At 72.0% G+C, this 16,111-nt stretch carries 9 protein-coding genes and 1 pseudogene; 3 read left to right on the top strand and 7 right to left on the bottom strand.

Annotation, left to right across the window (positions count from 1 at the left end; translation table 11 throughout):
- Positions 1-165: 165 nt before the first annotated feature.
- Both VGD85_RS08095 and VGD85_RS08100 read right to left on the bottom strand, forming a co-directional pair.
- Positions 166-435 carry a helix-turn-helix transcriptional regulator gene (locus VGD85_RS08095; RefSeq protein ID WP_331062945.1) on the bottom strand — a complete coding sequence of 90 codons (270 nt, stop codon included), beginning with the start codon at positions 433-435 and terminating at the stop codon, positions 166-168.
- Positions 436-472: 37 nt separating this feature from the next.
- On the bottom strand, positions 473-961 hold the full coding sequence (locus VGD85_RS08100; RefSeq protein WP_331062946.1) for a CinA family protein: 489 nt from the start codon (positions 959-961) through the stop codon (positions 473-475).
- Between the two features lie 24 nt (positions 962-985).
- On the opposite strand from VGD85_RS08100, the gene VGD85_RS08105 reads away from it, so the two are divergent.
- On the top strand, positions 986-2,797 hold the full coding sequence (locus tag VGD85_RS08105; RefSeq protein WP_331062947.1) for a glycoside hydrolase family 15 protein: 1,812 nt from the start codon (positions 986-988) through the stop codon (positions 2,795-2,797).
- Here VGD85_RS08105 and VGD85_RS08110 read toward each other — a convergent pair.
- The 5 genes from VGD85_RS08110 to VGD85_RS08130 all read right to left on the bottom strand — a co-directional run bounded on the left by VGD85_RS08110 (position 2,784) and on the right by VGD85_RS08130 (position 12,231).
- Positions 2,784-5,567 carry an ExeM/NucH family extracellular endonuclease gene (locus VGD85_RS08110; protein ID WP_331062948.1) on the bottom strand — a complete coding sequence of 928 codons (2,784 nt, stop codon included), beginning with the start codon at positions 5,565-5,567 and terminating at the stop codon, positions 2,784-2,786. The genes VGD85_RS08105 and VGD85_RS08110 overlap by 14 nt on opposite strands.
- A gap of 161 nt (positions 5,568-5,728) precedes the next feature.
- Positions 5,729-6,337 carry a CDP-diacylglycerol--glycerol-3-phosphate 3-phosphatidyltransferase gene (gene pgsA, locus VGD85_RS08115; protein WP_331062949.1) on the bottom strand — a complete coding sequence of 203 codons (609 nt, stop codon included), beginning with the start codon at positions 6,335-6,337 and terminating at the stop codon, positions 5,729-5,731.
- Positions 6,334-7,749 carry a 30S ribosomal protein S12 methylthiotransferase RimO gene (rimO, locus tag VGD85_RS08120; RefSeq protein WP_331062950.1) on the bottom strand — a complete coding sequence of 472 codons (1,416 nt, stop codon included), beginning with the start codon at positions 7,747-7,749 and terminating at the stop codon, positions 6,334-6,336. The genes pgsA and rimO overlap by 4 nt, the downstream gene beginning before the upstream one ends.
- A 61-nt stretch (positions 7,750-7,810) precedes the next feature.
- On the bottom strand, positions 7,811-9,583 hold the full coding sequence (locus VGD85_RS08125; protein ID WP_331062951.1) for a helix-turn-helix domain-containing protein: 1,773 nt from the start codon (positions 9,581-9,583) through the stop codon (positions 7,811-7,813).
- A complete protein-coding gene (locus VGD85_RS08130; RefSeq protein ID WP_331062952.1) occupies positions 9,580-12,231 on the bottom strand; it encodes an FtsK/SpoIIIE family DNA translocase in 2,652 nt (883 codons plus the stop codon). Before VGD85_RS08130 ends, VGD85_RS08125 begins: the two co-directional genes overlap by 4 nt.
- A 226-nt stretch (positions 12,232-12,457) precedes the next feature.
- On the opposite strand from VGD85_RS08130, the gene VGD85_RS08135 reads away from it, so the two are divergent.
- Both VGD85_RS08135 and VGD85_RS08140 read left to right on the top strand, forming a co-directional pair.
- Positions 12,458-15,337 (top strand): M4 family metallopeptidase, encoded by a 2,880-nt coding sequence (locus VGD85_RS08135; RefSeq protein WP_331062953.1) that lies wholly within the window; start codon positions 12,458-12,460, stop codon positions 15,335-15,337.
- Between the two features lie 569 nt (positions 15,338-15,906).
- A pseudogene (locus VGD85_RS08140) lies at positions 15,907-16,111 on the top strand (HNH endonuclease); the annotation flags it as partial.

The raw sequence follows: 16,111 nt of genomic DNA on the forward strand, positions 1-16,111 counted from the left end.
CGCGAGCCGGCCGAGCAGGGGCCCGTCGTCGGGCGTGCCGGCGGCCGGGGCCGTCAGCGCCGGGCCGGGCAGCAGGCCGACCGCCAGGGCCAGCACGGCGAGCAGGACGACATGGACGCGCGAGCGGGCGGTCATGGCCACCCAACGACGAGGGCGCGAATGCGGTTACGCGGCGGGGACGGCGGCGAGCTCGCTCGCCGCCTCCTCGAGGGCGACGGCGTCGGAGACGTCGCGCAGCACGTCGGAGAGCGGCACGTCGAGGGCCGTGCACAGCGAGAACAGCAGCTCGGAGGAGGCTTCCTTCTGGCCGCGCTCGATCTCGGAGATGTACCCCAGGCTGACCCTCGCCTCGGCGGAGACCTCACGCAGGGTCATCCCGCGCTGCAGGCGCACGTCGCGGAGCACGTCGCCGAGCAGCCGACGAAACAGCACCATGCGCGTCTCCTTCCGGGGGCAACTGTAGGGACCAACGCTACCCGAGGGTGGATTCTTCCCGCCGCAAGACCGCCTCCAACGCCTCGAAAGCCTCCTCGCAGGTGCGCTGCTGGACCCGGGTCCGGTCGCCGCTCAGCTCGAGCGCGACCGCCTCCAGCAGGCCCGGGCCGGCGATCCCGACGAACACGGTGCCGGGCGGCTTGCCCTCCTGCTCGGTGGGTCCGGCCACCCCGGTCGTGGACACGCCGTACGTCGCCCCCATCAGGGCCCGCACCCCCGACGCCATCGCCCGGGCGCACTCGGCGGAGACCACGCCGTGCTCGTCGATGATCACCTGATCGACCTCGAGCAGCGAGGCCTTGATCTCGGTCGCGTAGGTGACGACGCCCCCCAGATAGGTCTCCGACGCGCCGGGCACGTCGGTCAGCGCGACCGCGAGCCGACCGCCGGTGAGCGACTCGGCGGTCGCGATGGTGCTGCCGCCGGCGCGGAGCAGGAGGTGCACGCGGGTCAGGAGGTCCGTCACGCACGTCAGGTTAGCCTCGCCCTCATGGCGCTACCGATAGCGGACTACGCCCTGGTCGGCGACCGGCAGACCGCGGCCCTGGTCGGCCGGAACGGGTCGATCGACTGGCTGTGCCTGCCGCGCTTCGGCTCCTCGGCCTGCTTCGCCGGACTGCTCGGCACCGAGGAGCACGGCCATTGGCAGCTGTGCCCGGTCGAGGAGTTCGAGGTCAGCCGCCGCTATGTCGGGTGCTCCTCGGCCCTGGAGACGACGTTCACCACCGCGACGGGCGTCGTGACGCTGACCGACGTGATGCCCCCGGGCGACCACCGCGCCGACGTCGTACGCCGCCTGGACGGGGTCCGGGGCACCGTGCGGATGCGCCACGAGTGGGTGGTCCGCCTCGACTACGGCGCGGTGTTGCCCTGGGTGCGGCGCGAGACCGTCGACGGCGAGGCGGTCATCACCGCGATCGGCGGGCCGGACCGGCTCGTGCTGCGGGGGCCGCGGCTGCCGCGCGCCAGCGACCACCGGCACGCCGACGAGTTCGAGGTCGCCGAGGGCGCGGTCCTGACGTTCTCCACCACCTGGCTGCCCTCCCACGTGCCGCTGCGCGACCTCGGCCCGATCGACGACCGGGTCGCGGCCGCCATCGCCGGGGACCAGCAGTGGGCGGACCGGTGCCGGACCGACCTGCCGCACGACGACCTCGTGCGTCGCTCGCTGATGACGCTGCGGATGCTCACCGACTCCGAGACCGGCGGCATCGTGGCGGCGCCGACGACGTCGCTGCCCGAGGACCCGGGCGGGGTGCGCAACTGGGACTACCGCTTCTGCTGGCTGCGCGACGCGGCGCTGACGATCAGCACCCTCATCGAGGCGGGCTACACCGAGGAGGCGCAGCTGTGGCGGGGCTGGCTGCTGCGCGCCGTCGCGGGCGACCCCGCGGATCTCCAGATCATGTACGCCGTCGACGGCGCTCGGCGGCTCACCGAGCTCGAGCTGCCGCACCTGCCCGGCTATGCCGACTCCCGACCGGTGCGGATCGGCAACGGCGCCGCCCTCCAGCGACAGCTCGACGTCGTCGGCGAGGTGATGATCGCGCTCGGGCTGACCCGCCAGGCGACCGGTCGGGCCGACGGCAACGCCTGGGCGCTCCAGCTGGCGCTGATGGACAACCTGGCCAAGACCTGGGACCAGCCCGACCACGGCATCTGGGAGATCCGGGGACCCCGGCAGCGGTTCACCCATTCCCAGGCCATGGTGTGGGCGGCCTTCGACCGGGCGGTCCGCGCGGTCGAGGAGTTCGACCTGGACGGGCCGGTCGAGCGGTGGCGCGAGCTGCGCGACGCCGTCCGCGAGCACATCCTCGAGCGGGGCTTCGACGCCGAGCGCGGGACGTTCGTGCAGCACTTCGACACGACCGCCGTCGACGCATCGCTGCTCGTGCTCCCCCAGATCGGGTTCGTCGCCGGCGACGACCCGATGATGCTCGGCACCATCGCCGCCGTCGAGGAGGACCTGATCCGCGACGGCCTGGTCCTGCGCTACCGCACGGAGACCGGCGTCGACGGGCTCCCCGGAGACGAGCACCCGTTCCTGGCGTGCTCGTTCTGGCTGGTCTCGGCGTACGCCCGGGCCGGCCGCACCGCGGACGCGCGGGCGTTGTTCGACCGGCTGTGCGGCCTGACCAACGACGTCGGGCTGCTCTCGGAGGAGTACGACGCCGCGCGGACGAGCATGGTGGGCAACTTCCCGCAGGCGTTCAGCCACCTGGCGCTCGTCCGCGCGGCGCTCGACCTCGTTGACCCGCCCGAAAGTCTCGGGCGGGTCAACGAGGGTCTCAGAACAGCTTGACCACCCGGACGTCGACGGTGGTGCTCGCCGGCGCGACCGCGTCGTTGCCGGAGTAGGTCACCTCGACCGGGTGGATGCCGGCCTCGGTGAACCTGCCGAGGTGCAGCACGGCGTGGCCGCGGACGAGCCGGGCCTCACGGGTCTGGCCGTCGTACGTCGCCGTGACCGTGCCGGTGACCGCGGCGTCGTCCGCAGCGGTGACCCGGACGATCATCGTGACCGGCACCAGCTTCGCGATCACCGTGGGCGGCACCGCCCGCGCGGTCACCGTGGCCTCGGACCGGATCGCCGGCAGGTCGATCCCGACGATCTCGGGGTCGTGGTCGGAGGCGCGGTAGGGGCCGGGGGCGTAGAAGTCGGTCGCGTTGTAGTTGTAGCGGCTGTACTCGAACGCGATCGCCTCGTCGGCGTTGATGTTCCAGATGTCGACGCCGGTGACCATCGCGGCCGCTGCCGGGCTGGCGAGCACGTGGTCCAGCGAGCCGGCCAGGCCGTCGTAGCTGTAGGTGGTCTCGTGCGGGTCGGTCGTCGACTCGAGGTTGTCGTAGCCGTCGCCGTACAGCACCTGGAGCGGGTCCTCCTCGGTGTAGGAGTTGAAGTCACCGGTGAGGAACACGGCGTCGGTGCCGAGCCCGGCGGCCACCTCGTCGGCGAAGTCGCTGAGCGCCTCGGCCTGCGCGACCCGGTCCGGGTTGGCGTTGCCCTGGCCGGTGCCGTCGTTGACGCCGGAGCCCTTGGACTTGAAGTGGTTGACGATCACCGCGAACGCGTCGGCGTCCGGTGCGCCGGTGGCCTTGAAGCCCTGGGCGAGCGGCTCACGGGCGTCCGCGAACGCGGCCGACCCGGTCAGCACGTGCGAGGGCCCCACGAGCGTGACGTCCGCCGGCTTGTAGATGAAGGCGGTGCGGATCACGTCCTGCTCGGCCACGGTCGGCAGGTCGGCGGCGTCGGGCGACTCGGCATAGGCCCACGTGCCGGCGCCCGCGTCGGCGTTGAGCGCGTCGACCAGCGTCGCGACCGCGTGGTCACGGTCGAGACCGAACTTCACCGAGTTCTCGATCTCCTCCAGCGAGACGATGCTGGCGTCGAGCCGGTTGATCGCGGCGACGATCTTGGTCTGCTGCCGCTCCAGGTTGACGTCGTCGGCCGCGCCCCGCGGCCCCGGTGAGGCCTCGGTGCCGCAGCGGTTGACGGTGATGTGGTTGCCGGCGCGGTCGTTGTAGTAGGTGCACGTCCCCAGGCCGGCCGCCTCGTAGTCGGCGCCCGTGGTCGGGAAGTAGTTCAGCACGTTGAACGTCGCGAGCCGGATGTCGCCGCCGACGGGCTCGGGGGCGGCGGTGCGGGTGTTGGAGAACGTCGCGACGTCCGCGCCGTCGTCGGTCACCCGGCTGGTGGGCTGCAGGTTCCACATGCCGAACCGGTACTCGAGCACCAGCGGCTGGTGGAAGGTGACGGCCGATCCGATGCGCACCGGGTTGTCCTGGGACAGCCACGGGAGCGGCGTGGACTTGTTGGCGTTGGCGCTGAAGTTGATGCTCGCGCCGTCGTCGAGGGTGATCGACCGGGCGGCGTTCTCGGCCTGGACCGCCGCGACGGCGTCCGTGTCCTGGGCGTCGACGACGTCGGTCGGCTGGACCAGCGGGTGGTCGCCGGCGGCGAGCGTGAACGACGCGTAGTAGTTCGTGTCGTAGTTGTCGCTGACGGTGAAGTCGCCCTGCGGGAGGACCAGCTCGCCCTCGTGCGACTCCTTCTCCGCGGCCGTGTCGAGCTCGCTCCACGGGGCCTGCAGCGGGCTCACCGTGCCGAGCGGGGTGTCGAGGACGACCACATCCGCGGCGTCCGGGGTGATCTCGGTGGTGCCGTTGAACTCGCTGACCTCCCCGGTGACCTCGACGCTGTCGCCGATCGCGACCTTCGCCGTGGCGGCCGAGCCGTAGACGAACACGGCGTCGGAGGCACCCGGGGTGTCCGGGTCGCCGGGGGTCTCGATGTAGAAGCCGTTGTAGCCACCGGTGGGGTACGCCGCCGTGACGACGCCCTCGGTGACGACCGTGTCGCCGGCGAGGGGCGAGGTGTCACCGGTGCCCTGGATCTCGGCGATCGTCGCCTCGACCGGCTCACCGGGAGGCTCGGTGGTGCCGCCGCCGCTGTTCTGCGGGTCGGGGGCGCCGGTGGCGAAGTCGGCCGCGTTGTTGTCGGTGTCGGCGCCGGTGCGGCTGCTCGAGGTGGTGTTGCCGATGCCGGCGGCCTTGGCCGTCTCGAAGGTGTTGCTGTTGACGCCGACCAGGTCGACGATCCCGTCGCGGACGGCGGTGCCGTCGGCGGCCGGAGTGAGGGCGGCCGTGCCGTTGGCCAGCCACACCGTGAACGCCGAGCCGCTCATCGAGACGGAGCCGGTGGCGTCGGGCGACGGCAGCGCCGTCGTACCGCCCGCTCCCGCGGCCTCCTGGACCAGGTAGTGCCCGCCGGCGGGCACCGAGCCGCTCAGGACGGTGACGCCGGTGGCGGCGCCGGTGCCTGCGCTGCTGCGGTACTGCACCGACATGCCGTCGACCGGGATCGGCGCAGCCGTGGGGTTGTAGAGCTCGATGAAGTCGTTGGTGTACGTGGCGCCGGAGTTGCCGCCACCGCCGTACACCTCGCTGATGACCAGGCCGGAGCTGAGGGCCTGAGCGGCGGGTGCGGGGGCGAGCGTGAGGCCGGCGACCGCCGCGGCGAGCGCGGCACCGAGCGCTACGGCTCGATGCGACGCCCGAGACGTCGTGGACATAGAGAACCTTCCGAGTGAGATGAGCACCGGGGTTGGGTGCTGCTTTCACCTAACCGCAACTCCCCACCGGGAATCCATAGCCCAGATGTCCACGGCGTGACCACTCTCCAGCGGTGCCACGAACGGCGTCGACCCGATCACGCGGGGCGTCGCCGTCCCGATCAGCCGCGCAGGGCTTGCCGCTGCTGCCAGACGCCGCGGAAGAACTCCCAGCCCGACCAGAGGGTCAGCGCCACGGCGACCGCGAGGCAGGCCTGTGCGACGTAGAACACGACGTCGCCCGGCGTCTCGGCCCAGCCCGGCAGGTCGGCGTCGCGCAGCGGCAGGCACAGGGTGCCGAGCGCCAGGGCCTGGACCGTCGTCTTGAGCTTGCCGAGGTCGGCGGCCGCGATCACGACCTTCTTCAGGACCGAGAGCCGCAGCAGCGTGACGCTCCACTCGCGCAGCAGCACCACGATCGTCACCCACCACCACACGTCGCCGACGATCGAGAGCCCGATGAAGGCCATCCCGGTGATCGCCTTGTCGGCGATCGGGTCGGCGATCTTGCCGAAGTTGGTGACCAGGTTGTGCTTGCGGGCCAGGTCGCCGTCGATCTTGTCGGTCACCATCGCCAGCCCGAACAGCAGCCACGCGATGCACCGCCACAGGAGCGAGTCACCGCCGTCGACAAGCAGCGCCCAGCCGAAGAACGGGACCATCACGATCCGCAGGGTGGTCAGCACGTTGGGCACGTTCCAGTTGCTGGGCTGGGTCTCCACCTGGGTCATCGCGACTCCCTCGCGTCGAGGTCGGCACCTTCGGTCGCGACGACCACCGCCGGGACCAGCTCGCCGACCCGGGCCGTGCTGTCGAGCAGGTACGTCGACCCGTCGACCTCCGGGCCCTGGTGGGCGGCGCGGCCCTCGACCACGCGCCCGTCGGGACCGTCGGTGATGTTCTCCACCAGCACCTCGACGCGCTCGCCCAGGCGGGCCTCCGCCCGCTCGGAGGTGAGCTCCTCGACCAGGTCGGTCACGTGCTCGACCCGCGCCCGGATCTCGTCCTCGTCGAGCTTGCCGTCGTAGGTCTCGGCCTCGGTGCCGTCCTCGTCGGAGTAGCCGAAGACCCCGGTGACGTCCAGGCGCGCGGCGACCAGGAAGTCGCACAGCGTCTGGAGGTCAGCCTCGGTCTCGCCGGGGAACCCCACGATCACGTTGCTGCGCACGCCCGCGGCCGGGGCGTGCGCGCGCACCTGGTCGAGCAGCGCGAGGAAGCTGTCGGGGTCGCCGAAGCGGCGCATCCGGCGCAGCACCGAGGCACTCGCGTGCTGGAAGGACAGGTCGAAGTACGCCGCGACGCCCGGCGTGGTCGCGATCGCCTCGATCAGCCCCGGGCGGGTCTCGGCCGGCTGCAGGTAGGAGACCCGCACCCGGTCGACGCCGTCGACGGCCGCGAGCTCGGGCAGCAGCGTCTCGAGCAGCCGCAGGTCGCCGAGGTCCTTGCCGTAGGAGGTGGAGTTCTCGCTGACCAGGAACAGCTCGCGCGCCCCCTGCTCGGCCAGCCAGCGCGCCTCCTGGAGCACGTCGCTGGGGCGGCGGCTCACGAACGAGCCGCGGAAGGCCGGGATCGCGCAGAACGAGCAACGCCGGTCACAGCCGCTGGCGAGCTTCAGTGCCGCGGTCGGGCCCGGGTCGAGGCGCCGGCGTACGGACGCGGGGCCGGAGGCGTGACCCGGGACCGGCGTCGTCGACAGCGAGCGCTCGACGGGCGAGATCGGCAGCAGCCGCCGCCGGTCCTGCGGGACGTGCGCCTCGTGGGTCTCCCCCGCGACGATCGATCGCAGCCGGTCGGCGATGTCGGGATAGTCGTCGAAGCCCAGCACGGCGTCGGCCTCCGGCAGCGTGTCCGCCAGCTCCTTGCCGTAGCGCTCCGCCAGGCATCCCACCGCCACCACGGCCTGGGTGCGGCCGGTGCTCTTGAGGTCGGCGGCCTGGAGCAGCGTGTCGACGGAGTCCTTCTTCGCCGACTCGACGAACCCGCAGGTGTTGACCACCACCGTGTCCGCATCCGCCGGGTCCGCCACCAGGAGGAACCCACCGGCCTCGAGGCGTCCGGCGAGCTCCTCGGAGTCGACCTCGTTGCGGGCACACCCGAGGGTCACCATCGCCACCGAGGTCAGGTCGCGCGTCTCAGTCGTCATGATCGACCGAGTATCTCAACCCGCCCCCGTCTCGACCTATTCGGCTGTCGTGTGCGGCGCGCTAGTCAGCGGCCGCGAACGTGTTCTGGGCGGGCTGTCCGTCCGCCCCCAGGGCGCCGCGGTCCTGGCCGTCGACGCTGACCTGCAGGGCGCCGTCGGAGGACTGCACCCGCACCGGCGGGGTGGCCTTCAGCGTCTTGGCGTCGCCGAAGGCGAGGTCGCCGCTGTAGACGACCTCCCCCGCGCCGTCGCGGACCACGACGTGGGCTCCGCCGGAGACCGCCTTGAGCACGACCGGCACCGGCGGGCCGAGCTTGGTCGCCGAGGACGGTGAGCCGTTGAGGACCGGCTTGTGGCTGAGCTCGACGGGGCTGTCCATGACCAGCCGCGCGATCGACCAGGCCAGCACGATCGCCATCACCGCGGCCACCAGCACCGACCAGTTGGGGCCGCCACGGGTGCCGCGGATCGGGCCGTCGACGCCCGTCGCCAGCTCCGCCTCGAAGACCCGGCGTGCGTCGATGGGGGCGTCGGCGTAGCGCTCGTCGTACGCCGCCAGCAGCGGCCCCGCGTCCACGCCGAGCACCCGCGCGAGCGTGCGCAGGTGGCCGCGGGCGTAGAAGTCACCGCCACACGGGGCGAAGTCGTCGACCTCGATCGACTCGATCACGTGCGGCCGGATGCGGGTGCGCTCGGCGAGCTGGTCGACGGTGAGCGCGAGCCGGGTCCGCGCCGCGGCCAGCTCGGGCCCGACGACGGGGTCGGCCGCGGGCGCGACCGCCGCCTCGCCCAGCAGCAGGTCGTCGATGACCAGCCCGTCGCGGCGCAGCTGCTCGGCCTCGGGCAGCGCCCGCTCGGTGGCGGACCCGTCGTGGTCGGCGTCGAGCGCGAGAGCGGCCGCGCCGTCGTACCTGCCCTCGAACCGCACCTCGGAGCGGATGGCGACGACCGGGTCGCGCAGCGGCGCCGGGGTCGCGCTCGCCACGATCGGCAGCGCGACCGTCGGCTCGGGACCGTCGACGCCGGCGGCCGGAGCCGTGTCCGGAGCTGTGTCCGGAGCTGCGCCCGGAACGGTGTCCGGCAGGGCGTCCGGTGTGCGCTCGGGGCCGCCGGGGCCCAGCCGCAGCCGGGCGGCCAGGAAGCCGATCCCACGGGCCAGCGTGGGGCGCGGGTCGTGCACGAGCGGATGGTGCGGCTCCGCCTCCGGTTCGGGATCCGGCACGGTGTCCAGCTCGTCCTCGAGCTCGCCCTCGGGGTCCGCGACGTCCTCGAACGCCTCGGGGTCCTCGAACCCGTCGACGTCGTCGAGGTCCTCGAGGTCCTCCGGCCCGATCTCGACGACCTGGTCGGGGTCGGCGGCCAGGTCCGCGAGCGCCTCGGTGAGCCCGACCTCGGCGCCCACGACCCGCGTGGACACCGACAGCGGCACCGAGAGCACGGGCGCATCGACGTCGCGCGGCACCAGGACGAGGCGCCCGTCGTGGAGCAGACCGCGGCGCGGCTCGTGCTCCACGACCTCGATGTCCTGCCACGGCAGGCCGTGCCAGGTCCGCCGGCGACGCAGCCGGACGCCCTGCTCGTCGACGACCAGGAGCGGCACCCGGGAGTCGGCGAGCGACTGCAGCTGGGCGATCGCGATCGCGCCGGTGAGGGCGACCAGGGCCCAGTCGAGCCAACCCCCGCGGTCACCGACCGCACGGGAGAGGTAGGCGATCGCGACGACCGCGGCGATCGCGCCGAGCGGCGCCGCCAGGCGGGCGTCGACCCGCACCTCGACCGTCGGCGCGGCGGCGGCCTGGGCGGGCTCGTGCAGGTCCGTGCTGAGGCTGCTCACATCTCCCCCTGGAGGGTCGCGATCACCGAGTCGATCTCGTCGGGCTTGACCAGCACGTCGCGGGCCTTGGAGCCTTCGCTCGGCCCGACCACGCCCCGGCTCTCGAGGATGTCCATCAAGCGGCCGGCCTTCGCGAATCCGACGCGCAGCTTGCGCTGGAGCATCGAGGTCGAGCCGAACTGGGTCGACACCACGAGCTCGATGGCCTGGATCACCAGGTCCATGTCGTCGCCGATGTCGTCGTCGAGGTCGCGCTTGGCCGCGGCCGGCGCCGTCACGTCCTCGCGGTAGGACGGCTCGAGCTGGGACTTGCAGTGCTTGACAACCTGGTGGATCTCGGCCTCGGTGACCCAAGAGCCCTGCACGCGCACGGGCTTCGAGGCGCCCATCGGCAAGAACAGCCCGTCGCCCTGGCCGACCAGCTTCTCGGCACCCGGCTGGTCGAGGATCACGCGGCTGTCCGCGAGGCTCGAGGTCGCGAACGCCAGCCGCGAGGGCACGTTGGCCTTGATCAGGCCGGTGACCACGTCCACGGAGGGCCGCTGGGTGGCCAGCACCAGGTGGATGCCGGCGGCGCGGGCGAGCTGGGTGATCCGGACGACCGCGTCCTCCACGTCGCGCGGGGCCACCATCATCAGGTCGGCGAGCTCGTCGACGATCACCAGCAGGTACGGGTACGGCGCGAGCACCCGCTCGCTGCCCGGCGGGACCTGGACCTTGCCGGCGCGCACCGCCTTGTTGAAGTCGTCGATGTGCCGGAACCCGAAGTTGGCCAGGTCGTCGTAGCGCATGTCCATCTCGCGCACGACCCAGGCCAGCGCCTCCGCGGCCTTCTTGGGGTTGGTGATGATCGGGGTGATCAGGTGCGGGACGCCCTCGTAGGCGTTCAGCTCGACCCGCTTCGGGTCGACCATGATCATCCGCACCTCGTCGGGCGTGGAGCGCATCAGCACCGAGCAGATCATCGAGTTGATGAAGCTCGACTTGCCGGAGCCGGTGGCACCGGCGACCAGCAGGTGCGGCATCTTCGCCAGGTTGGCGACCACGAAGCCACCCTCGACGTCCTTGCCGAGCCCGGAGACCATCGGGTGATGGTCGGAGCGCGCCGTGTTCGAGCGGAGCACGTCGCCCAGCGACACGATCTCCTTGTCGCTGTTGGGGATCTCGATGCCGATCGCCGACTTGCCGGGGATCGGGCTGAGGATCCGCACGTCGGCCGAGGCGACGGCGTACGCGATGTTCTTCGACAGCGCGGTGACCTTCTCGACCTTGACCGCGGGGCCGAGCTCGACCTCGTAGCGCGTGACGGTCGGGCCCCGGGTGTAGCCGGTGACCTGGGCGTCGATGCCGAACTCCTCCATCACCTGGGTGAGCCGGTCGACGACCTGGTCGCTGGCGCGCGAGCGCGGCTTGTGCGGCGACCCGGGCTTGAGCACGTCGTTGGGCGGCAGCACGTAGGCGATGTCGCCGGACAGCTCGAGCTGCTCGACGCGGGCGGGCAGCGGTGCGTGCGGCGGCGGCTCGAGGTCGTGGTGCTCCTCCGGCTGCTCGTCCGCGGCCACGTCGGTGACGGCGGGCGTCACCTCCGTCGGCGCGAACAGGTCGATGCCGGCGTCGGTGTCGTCGAGGCCCTTCTTGCGGCGCTTCTTGAGCTCCCGGTCGCTGAGCACGGGCGTGTCGTACGCCGGGTCGCCCATGTCGGGGTCGATCTCGCCGGTGTCGTGGGCACGCGTACGCCGCCCGCGGACGGCCGGCATCGCCTGGGTCGCGTCGGGGTCCTCCTCCGGGACGACCCGTCCGAGCAGCCGGTCGCGGGCGTGCGCCAGCTTGGCCGGGACCTGGTAGATCGGGGTCGCGGTGATGATCAGGACGCCGAAGAACGACAGCAGGGTCAGCAGCGGCATCACGACGTACTCGGAGCGCAGGAGGTCGAGCAGCAGGCTGGCCACGACGTAGCCGACGGCGCCGCCGGCGGTGCGCAGGTCGCTGGCGTCGCCGAGCACCGGCTGCGGGTTGCCGCCGGCGATCTGGACGATGCCGAGCAGGCCGAGCGTGAACGCCGACCAGCCGACCACCTGGCGACCGGCCGGTCCGTTGCGCTCGGGGTCGCGCATCGTGCGCCACCCGACGTAGAGCAGCGCGAGCGGGACCAGGAACCCGACCTTGCCGACCGAGCCCTCGACGACCGTGCGGGCCCCGTCCATGACCGACCCCGGGAGCTGCCACCACACCGCGGCGGCGACGACCACGGCGAGCCCGAACAGGGCCAGGCCCGCGCCGTCGCGCCGGTGGGCGGGGTCGAGCTCGCGCGCGGTGTGGCCGATGCTGCGGGCCACGGCGCCGATCGCGTGCGCGATCCCGAGCCAGAGCGCCGAGATACCCCGCCAGATCAGCGCGAACGTGCGCGCGACCGGACCCGGCCCGCTGCGCACCGCGCGCGGAGCGGGCCGGGCGGCGGGACGCCGGGTGCGAGACGAGCCCCGCGACGATCCGCGCGTCGACGATCCTCGGGTCGACTTCGCGGAGGTCGGCTTCTTCTTCGGGGCAGGCTTGCGCTTCGCGCTGGTACTCCGGGATCGGGTGCTCGACCCACTTCGAGACGTGGTCGTGCTCCGCGACCCCGGCGGGGAAGACGTCCGGGTCGCCATGGTCTCCACCCTAGGCGCCAGTCCCACCCGTCACATGGATCACAGCACGCGTGTCTCGGGTTGGGGTTCGGGCCCCACACTTCACCCGTTCGGGCGGGAAGAGGTCCAGCCCGGCCGCGGATAGTTCCGGCGATCTTGCGGTGGCTCTGGACCAGGTCCGGCACTTGTCCTTAGGGTTCCCGGCATGGCCCCGCCCCAGGGGGCCGCGTATCCACTCGGAGGAATCGTGAAACCCATCAAGACAGGGGTCAGCCTCGCCCTGGTGATCGCCGGGCTCGCTGCCGTGCCCGCGTTCCAGGCGCAGGCCGCCGACCCCGCCGCCCGCGCGAGCGGCGACCAGACCCTGGTCCAGCGCATGCGCGCCGAGGCGTCCGACGGTGCCCGCCTGGCGATGGAGCGCTCGACCGGCAAGGTCGGCTTCGTGCGCGCCGCCGGCCACGGCGACCTCATGCCTTCGCAGTCGGCCCGCTCCGCCTCCGGCGCGGCGGCCAAGGCGACCGCCTACCTGGACAAGTACGCGCCGGCCTTCGGCGCCGACGCCGCCCAGCTGCGGGAGGCGGGGGTCGACGCCACCCGCTACGGCTGGACGGTCCGCTACGCGCAGACCTACCAGGGCGTCCCGGTGTTCGGCTCCCAGCTGATGGCCAACCTCGACAAGGCCGGCGACCTCACCTCGGTCAACGGCTTCGTCGCACCCGACCTCGACCTCAGCGTGACGCCCCGCTTCTCCAAGTCGCAGGCCGAGGCGCGTGCGCTCTCGATGGTGCGGGCCGACCCGCCCACCGGGAGCAAGGACGCCCCCGCCGACGTCTCCGGGCTGAAGGCGGCCTCGACGACGCTCAGCATCTACCGGATGGGCGCGATCAAGGGCGAGAAGGGTGACAACGTCCTCGCCTGGGTCATCGAGGTCACCAACCACGCCAACGTGCGCGACATGGTCTTCCTCGACGCCGCCACCGGCAAGGTGGTCAACCGCTACTCGATGCTGGACACGGCACTCGAGCGTCACCTGATCGAGGCGGGCGGCTCCGACGATCCCTCCACCTTCACCGAGGTGTGGTCCGAGGGCGACCCGTTCCCGGGCGACCTCGACCAGGCCCAGCAGGACCTGGTGCAGAGCTCCGGCGACGCGTACTGGTTCTTCATGGACACCTTCGGTCGCGACTCCTACGACGGCGCCGGTCACTCGATGACCACCGTCAACAACGACGGCCGGATCAACTGCCCCAACGCGAACTGGAACGGGCAGACCACCAACTACTGCGACGGCGTCACCTCCGACGACACCGTCGCCCACGAGTGGGCGCACGCCTACACCGAGTACACCTCCGGGCTGATCTACCAGTGGCAGCCGGGCGCCATGAACGAGGCCTTCTCCGACATCTGGGGCGAGACCGTCGACATGACGAACGACCGCCAGAACGACACGCCCGACACGGTGCGCCCCGAGGGCCAGTGCTCGAAGTACACCCGCGGTGACGTCGGCGTCACGATCAACTCCCCGGCCGACATCGCCGGCCCGTGCCAGGCCGCTCCCGCGCAGTTCGGGCCGGTGTTCGACAAGACGGGCGTCACCACCGATGTCGTCGTCGGCGAGGACGCCGCCGAGGACGGTGGCGGCACGACGACCGACGGCTGCTCGGCGTTCAGCAACGCCGCCGCGATCGCCGGCAAGTTCGTCTACGTCGACCGCGGCGCGTGCACGTTCGCGACCAAGGCAGCGAACGCCCAGGACGCCGGCGCCACGGGCATCATCATCGGCAACAACGTGCCCGACGCGCCGTTCTCGCCATCCGGGAGCGCCGACATCTACGGCGTGATGATCGACCAGGCCAGCGGCGCCAAGATCAAGGGCGCCACCGGCACCGTCAACGTCACGATCAAGGACATCGACGAGGCACCGAAGGCCAACTCCTACCGCTGGCTCTCCGGCGAGGGCGACCCGGCGTTCGGTGGCGCGATCCGCGACATGTGGAACCCCACCTGCTACGGCGACCCGGGCAAGGTCACCGACGCCGAGTACTGGTGCTCCACCGACGACTCCGGTGGCGTGCACACCAACTCCGGGGTCGTGAACCACACGTTCGCGCTCCTGGTGGACGGCAGCACCTCGAACGGCGTCGAGGTCGCGGGCCTGGGCCTGGACAAGACCGCCAACGTGTTCTGGCGCGCCCAGACGGCGTACCTCACGCCGACGTCGGACTTCGCCGACCTCGCCACCGCGCTGACCGCCTCGTGCACCGACCTGGTCGGCCAGCCGATCAACCAGGTGCAGGTGACGCCCAACGGCACGCCGACCCCTGCCGACTCGATCACCGCCGCCGACTGCGCGGCCGTGCAGGCGGCCACCGAGGCGACCGAGCTGCGCACCCCGCCGACCCAGTGCAACTTCCAGCCGATGCTGGCCAAGAACGCACCCGGGCTGTGTGGCCAGCGGTTCCGCACCAAGACCTTCTGGAAGGACACCTTCGAGAAGGGGCTCGGCAAGTGGAGCGCCAGCGAGACGGTCGTCTACGACGGCGGCCACGGCTACAAGTGGCGCGCCACGACGGACGTCCCCGGGAGCCACGGCACCAAGGTGGCCTTCGACCCGGCGCCCGACGAGGGCGACTGCTCGGCCGGCGCCGGTGACATCTCGAGCGCCAACGGCATCACCTCGCCGAAGATCACCATGCCGCGTGGCGGTGCCCGGAAGCTGAGCTTCCAGCACTACATGGCCACCGAGCCCGGCTACGACGGCGGCAACGTCAAGATCAAGGTCAACGGCCAGAAGTTCAAGGTGATCCCGAAGTGGGCCTACCTCTACAACGGCCCGAAGACGACGATCGCGACCGAGGCCGACGGCAACACCAACCCGCTGGCCGGCGAGCAGGGCTTCACCGGCACCGACGGCGGCGTCGCCTTCGGCTCGTGGGGCACCTCGATCATCGACCTCCGCAAGGCGGGGGCGAAGCCCGGGGACAAGGTCAAGATCCGGTTCGAGCTCGGCCGTGACGGCTGCGGCGGCAACGACGGCTGGTACGTCGACAACGTCCGGTTCGTGATCTGCCTGAAGAAGCACCACCGTGCGGCGGCGACCCTGGGTCGCTCCGCCACGGAGAGCTGAGCAGCACCTAGCACCACCCCGCACCACCAGCGAGGGCCCCGCCGGATCTCCGGCGGGGCCCTCGTGCTGTCCGTGGTCGAGCCTGCGCCGTTGGTCGAGCTCGTCGAGACCCCGGACGTCCCCGGTGGTTGAGGAGGTTGCGCTGGCAACCGTCTCGAAACCACCGGCGGCTGCCCGTCGGCCTGCGGGGTCGCTTGTGGTTGCGGTGGTCGAAGAACGGGGGACGTGGTCGCCGTTCGCTGGGGTGGAGCGCGAGGTGGTCACCGTCGGTTTCTCGGCCGATGGTCGGCGGTGGTCGTCGTGCTTGTGGTCGCCGTCGTCGTCCCGGGATTCCGGCTACCGACCTGTCCCAGCAAGCGACTCCGAAGGCTCGGAGGATTTTGCCTTCGGATGTCCCAGAAGCCTGTGGAACAAGGGGTTCTGGGCGTCTCGACTGTCGGCGGCCGGTGCTGGGATGGATCCATGGCAGCCCTCCCGCTCACGCACCCGGACCTCGATGGTCCCGGCGGCTGGCTGCCCTGGAGGCCAACCAGTGCGAGCTGGATCGGCGTGAGATCGCCAAGTTCGAGATGGCGACCGAGTGGGCGGCCGCGCACCCGGTCGACGACCTCGACGACGCCGCCACCGTGGAGGGCACCGAGGGGGAGCTGGCGATCGCCGGCCCCGGCGCGCCGTTGGTCGCGGAGTTCTGCGTCGCCGACTTCGCCCTCGCGGTCGGGGTGACCACCGACGCGGGCCGGTCCTACCTCGGGGATGCGGTCGAGGTCCGCCACC

The organism is Nocardioides sp., assembly GCF_036401255.1.
GTDB lineage: Bacteria > Actinomycetota > Actinomycetes > Propionibacteriales > Nocardioidaceae > Nocardioides.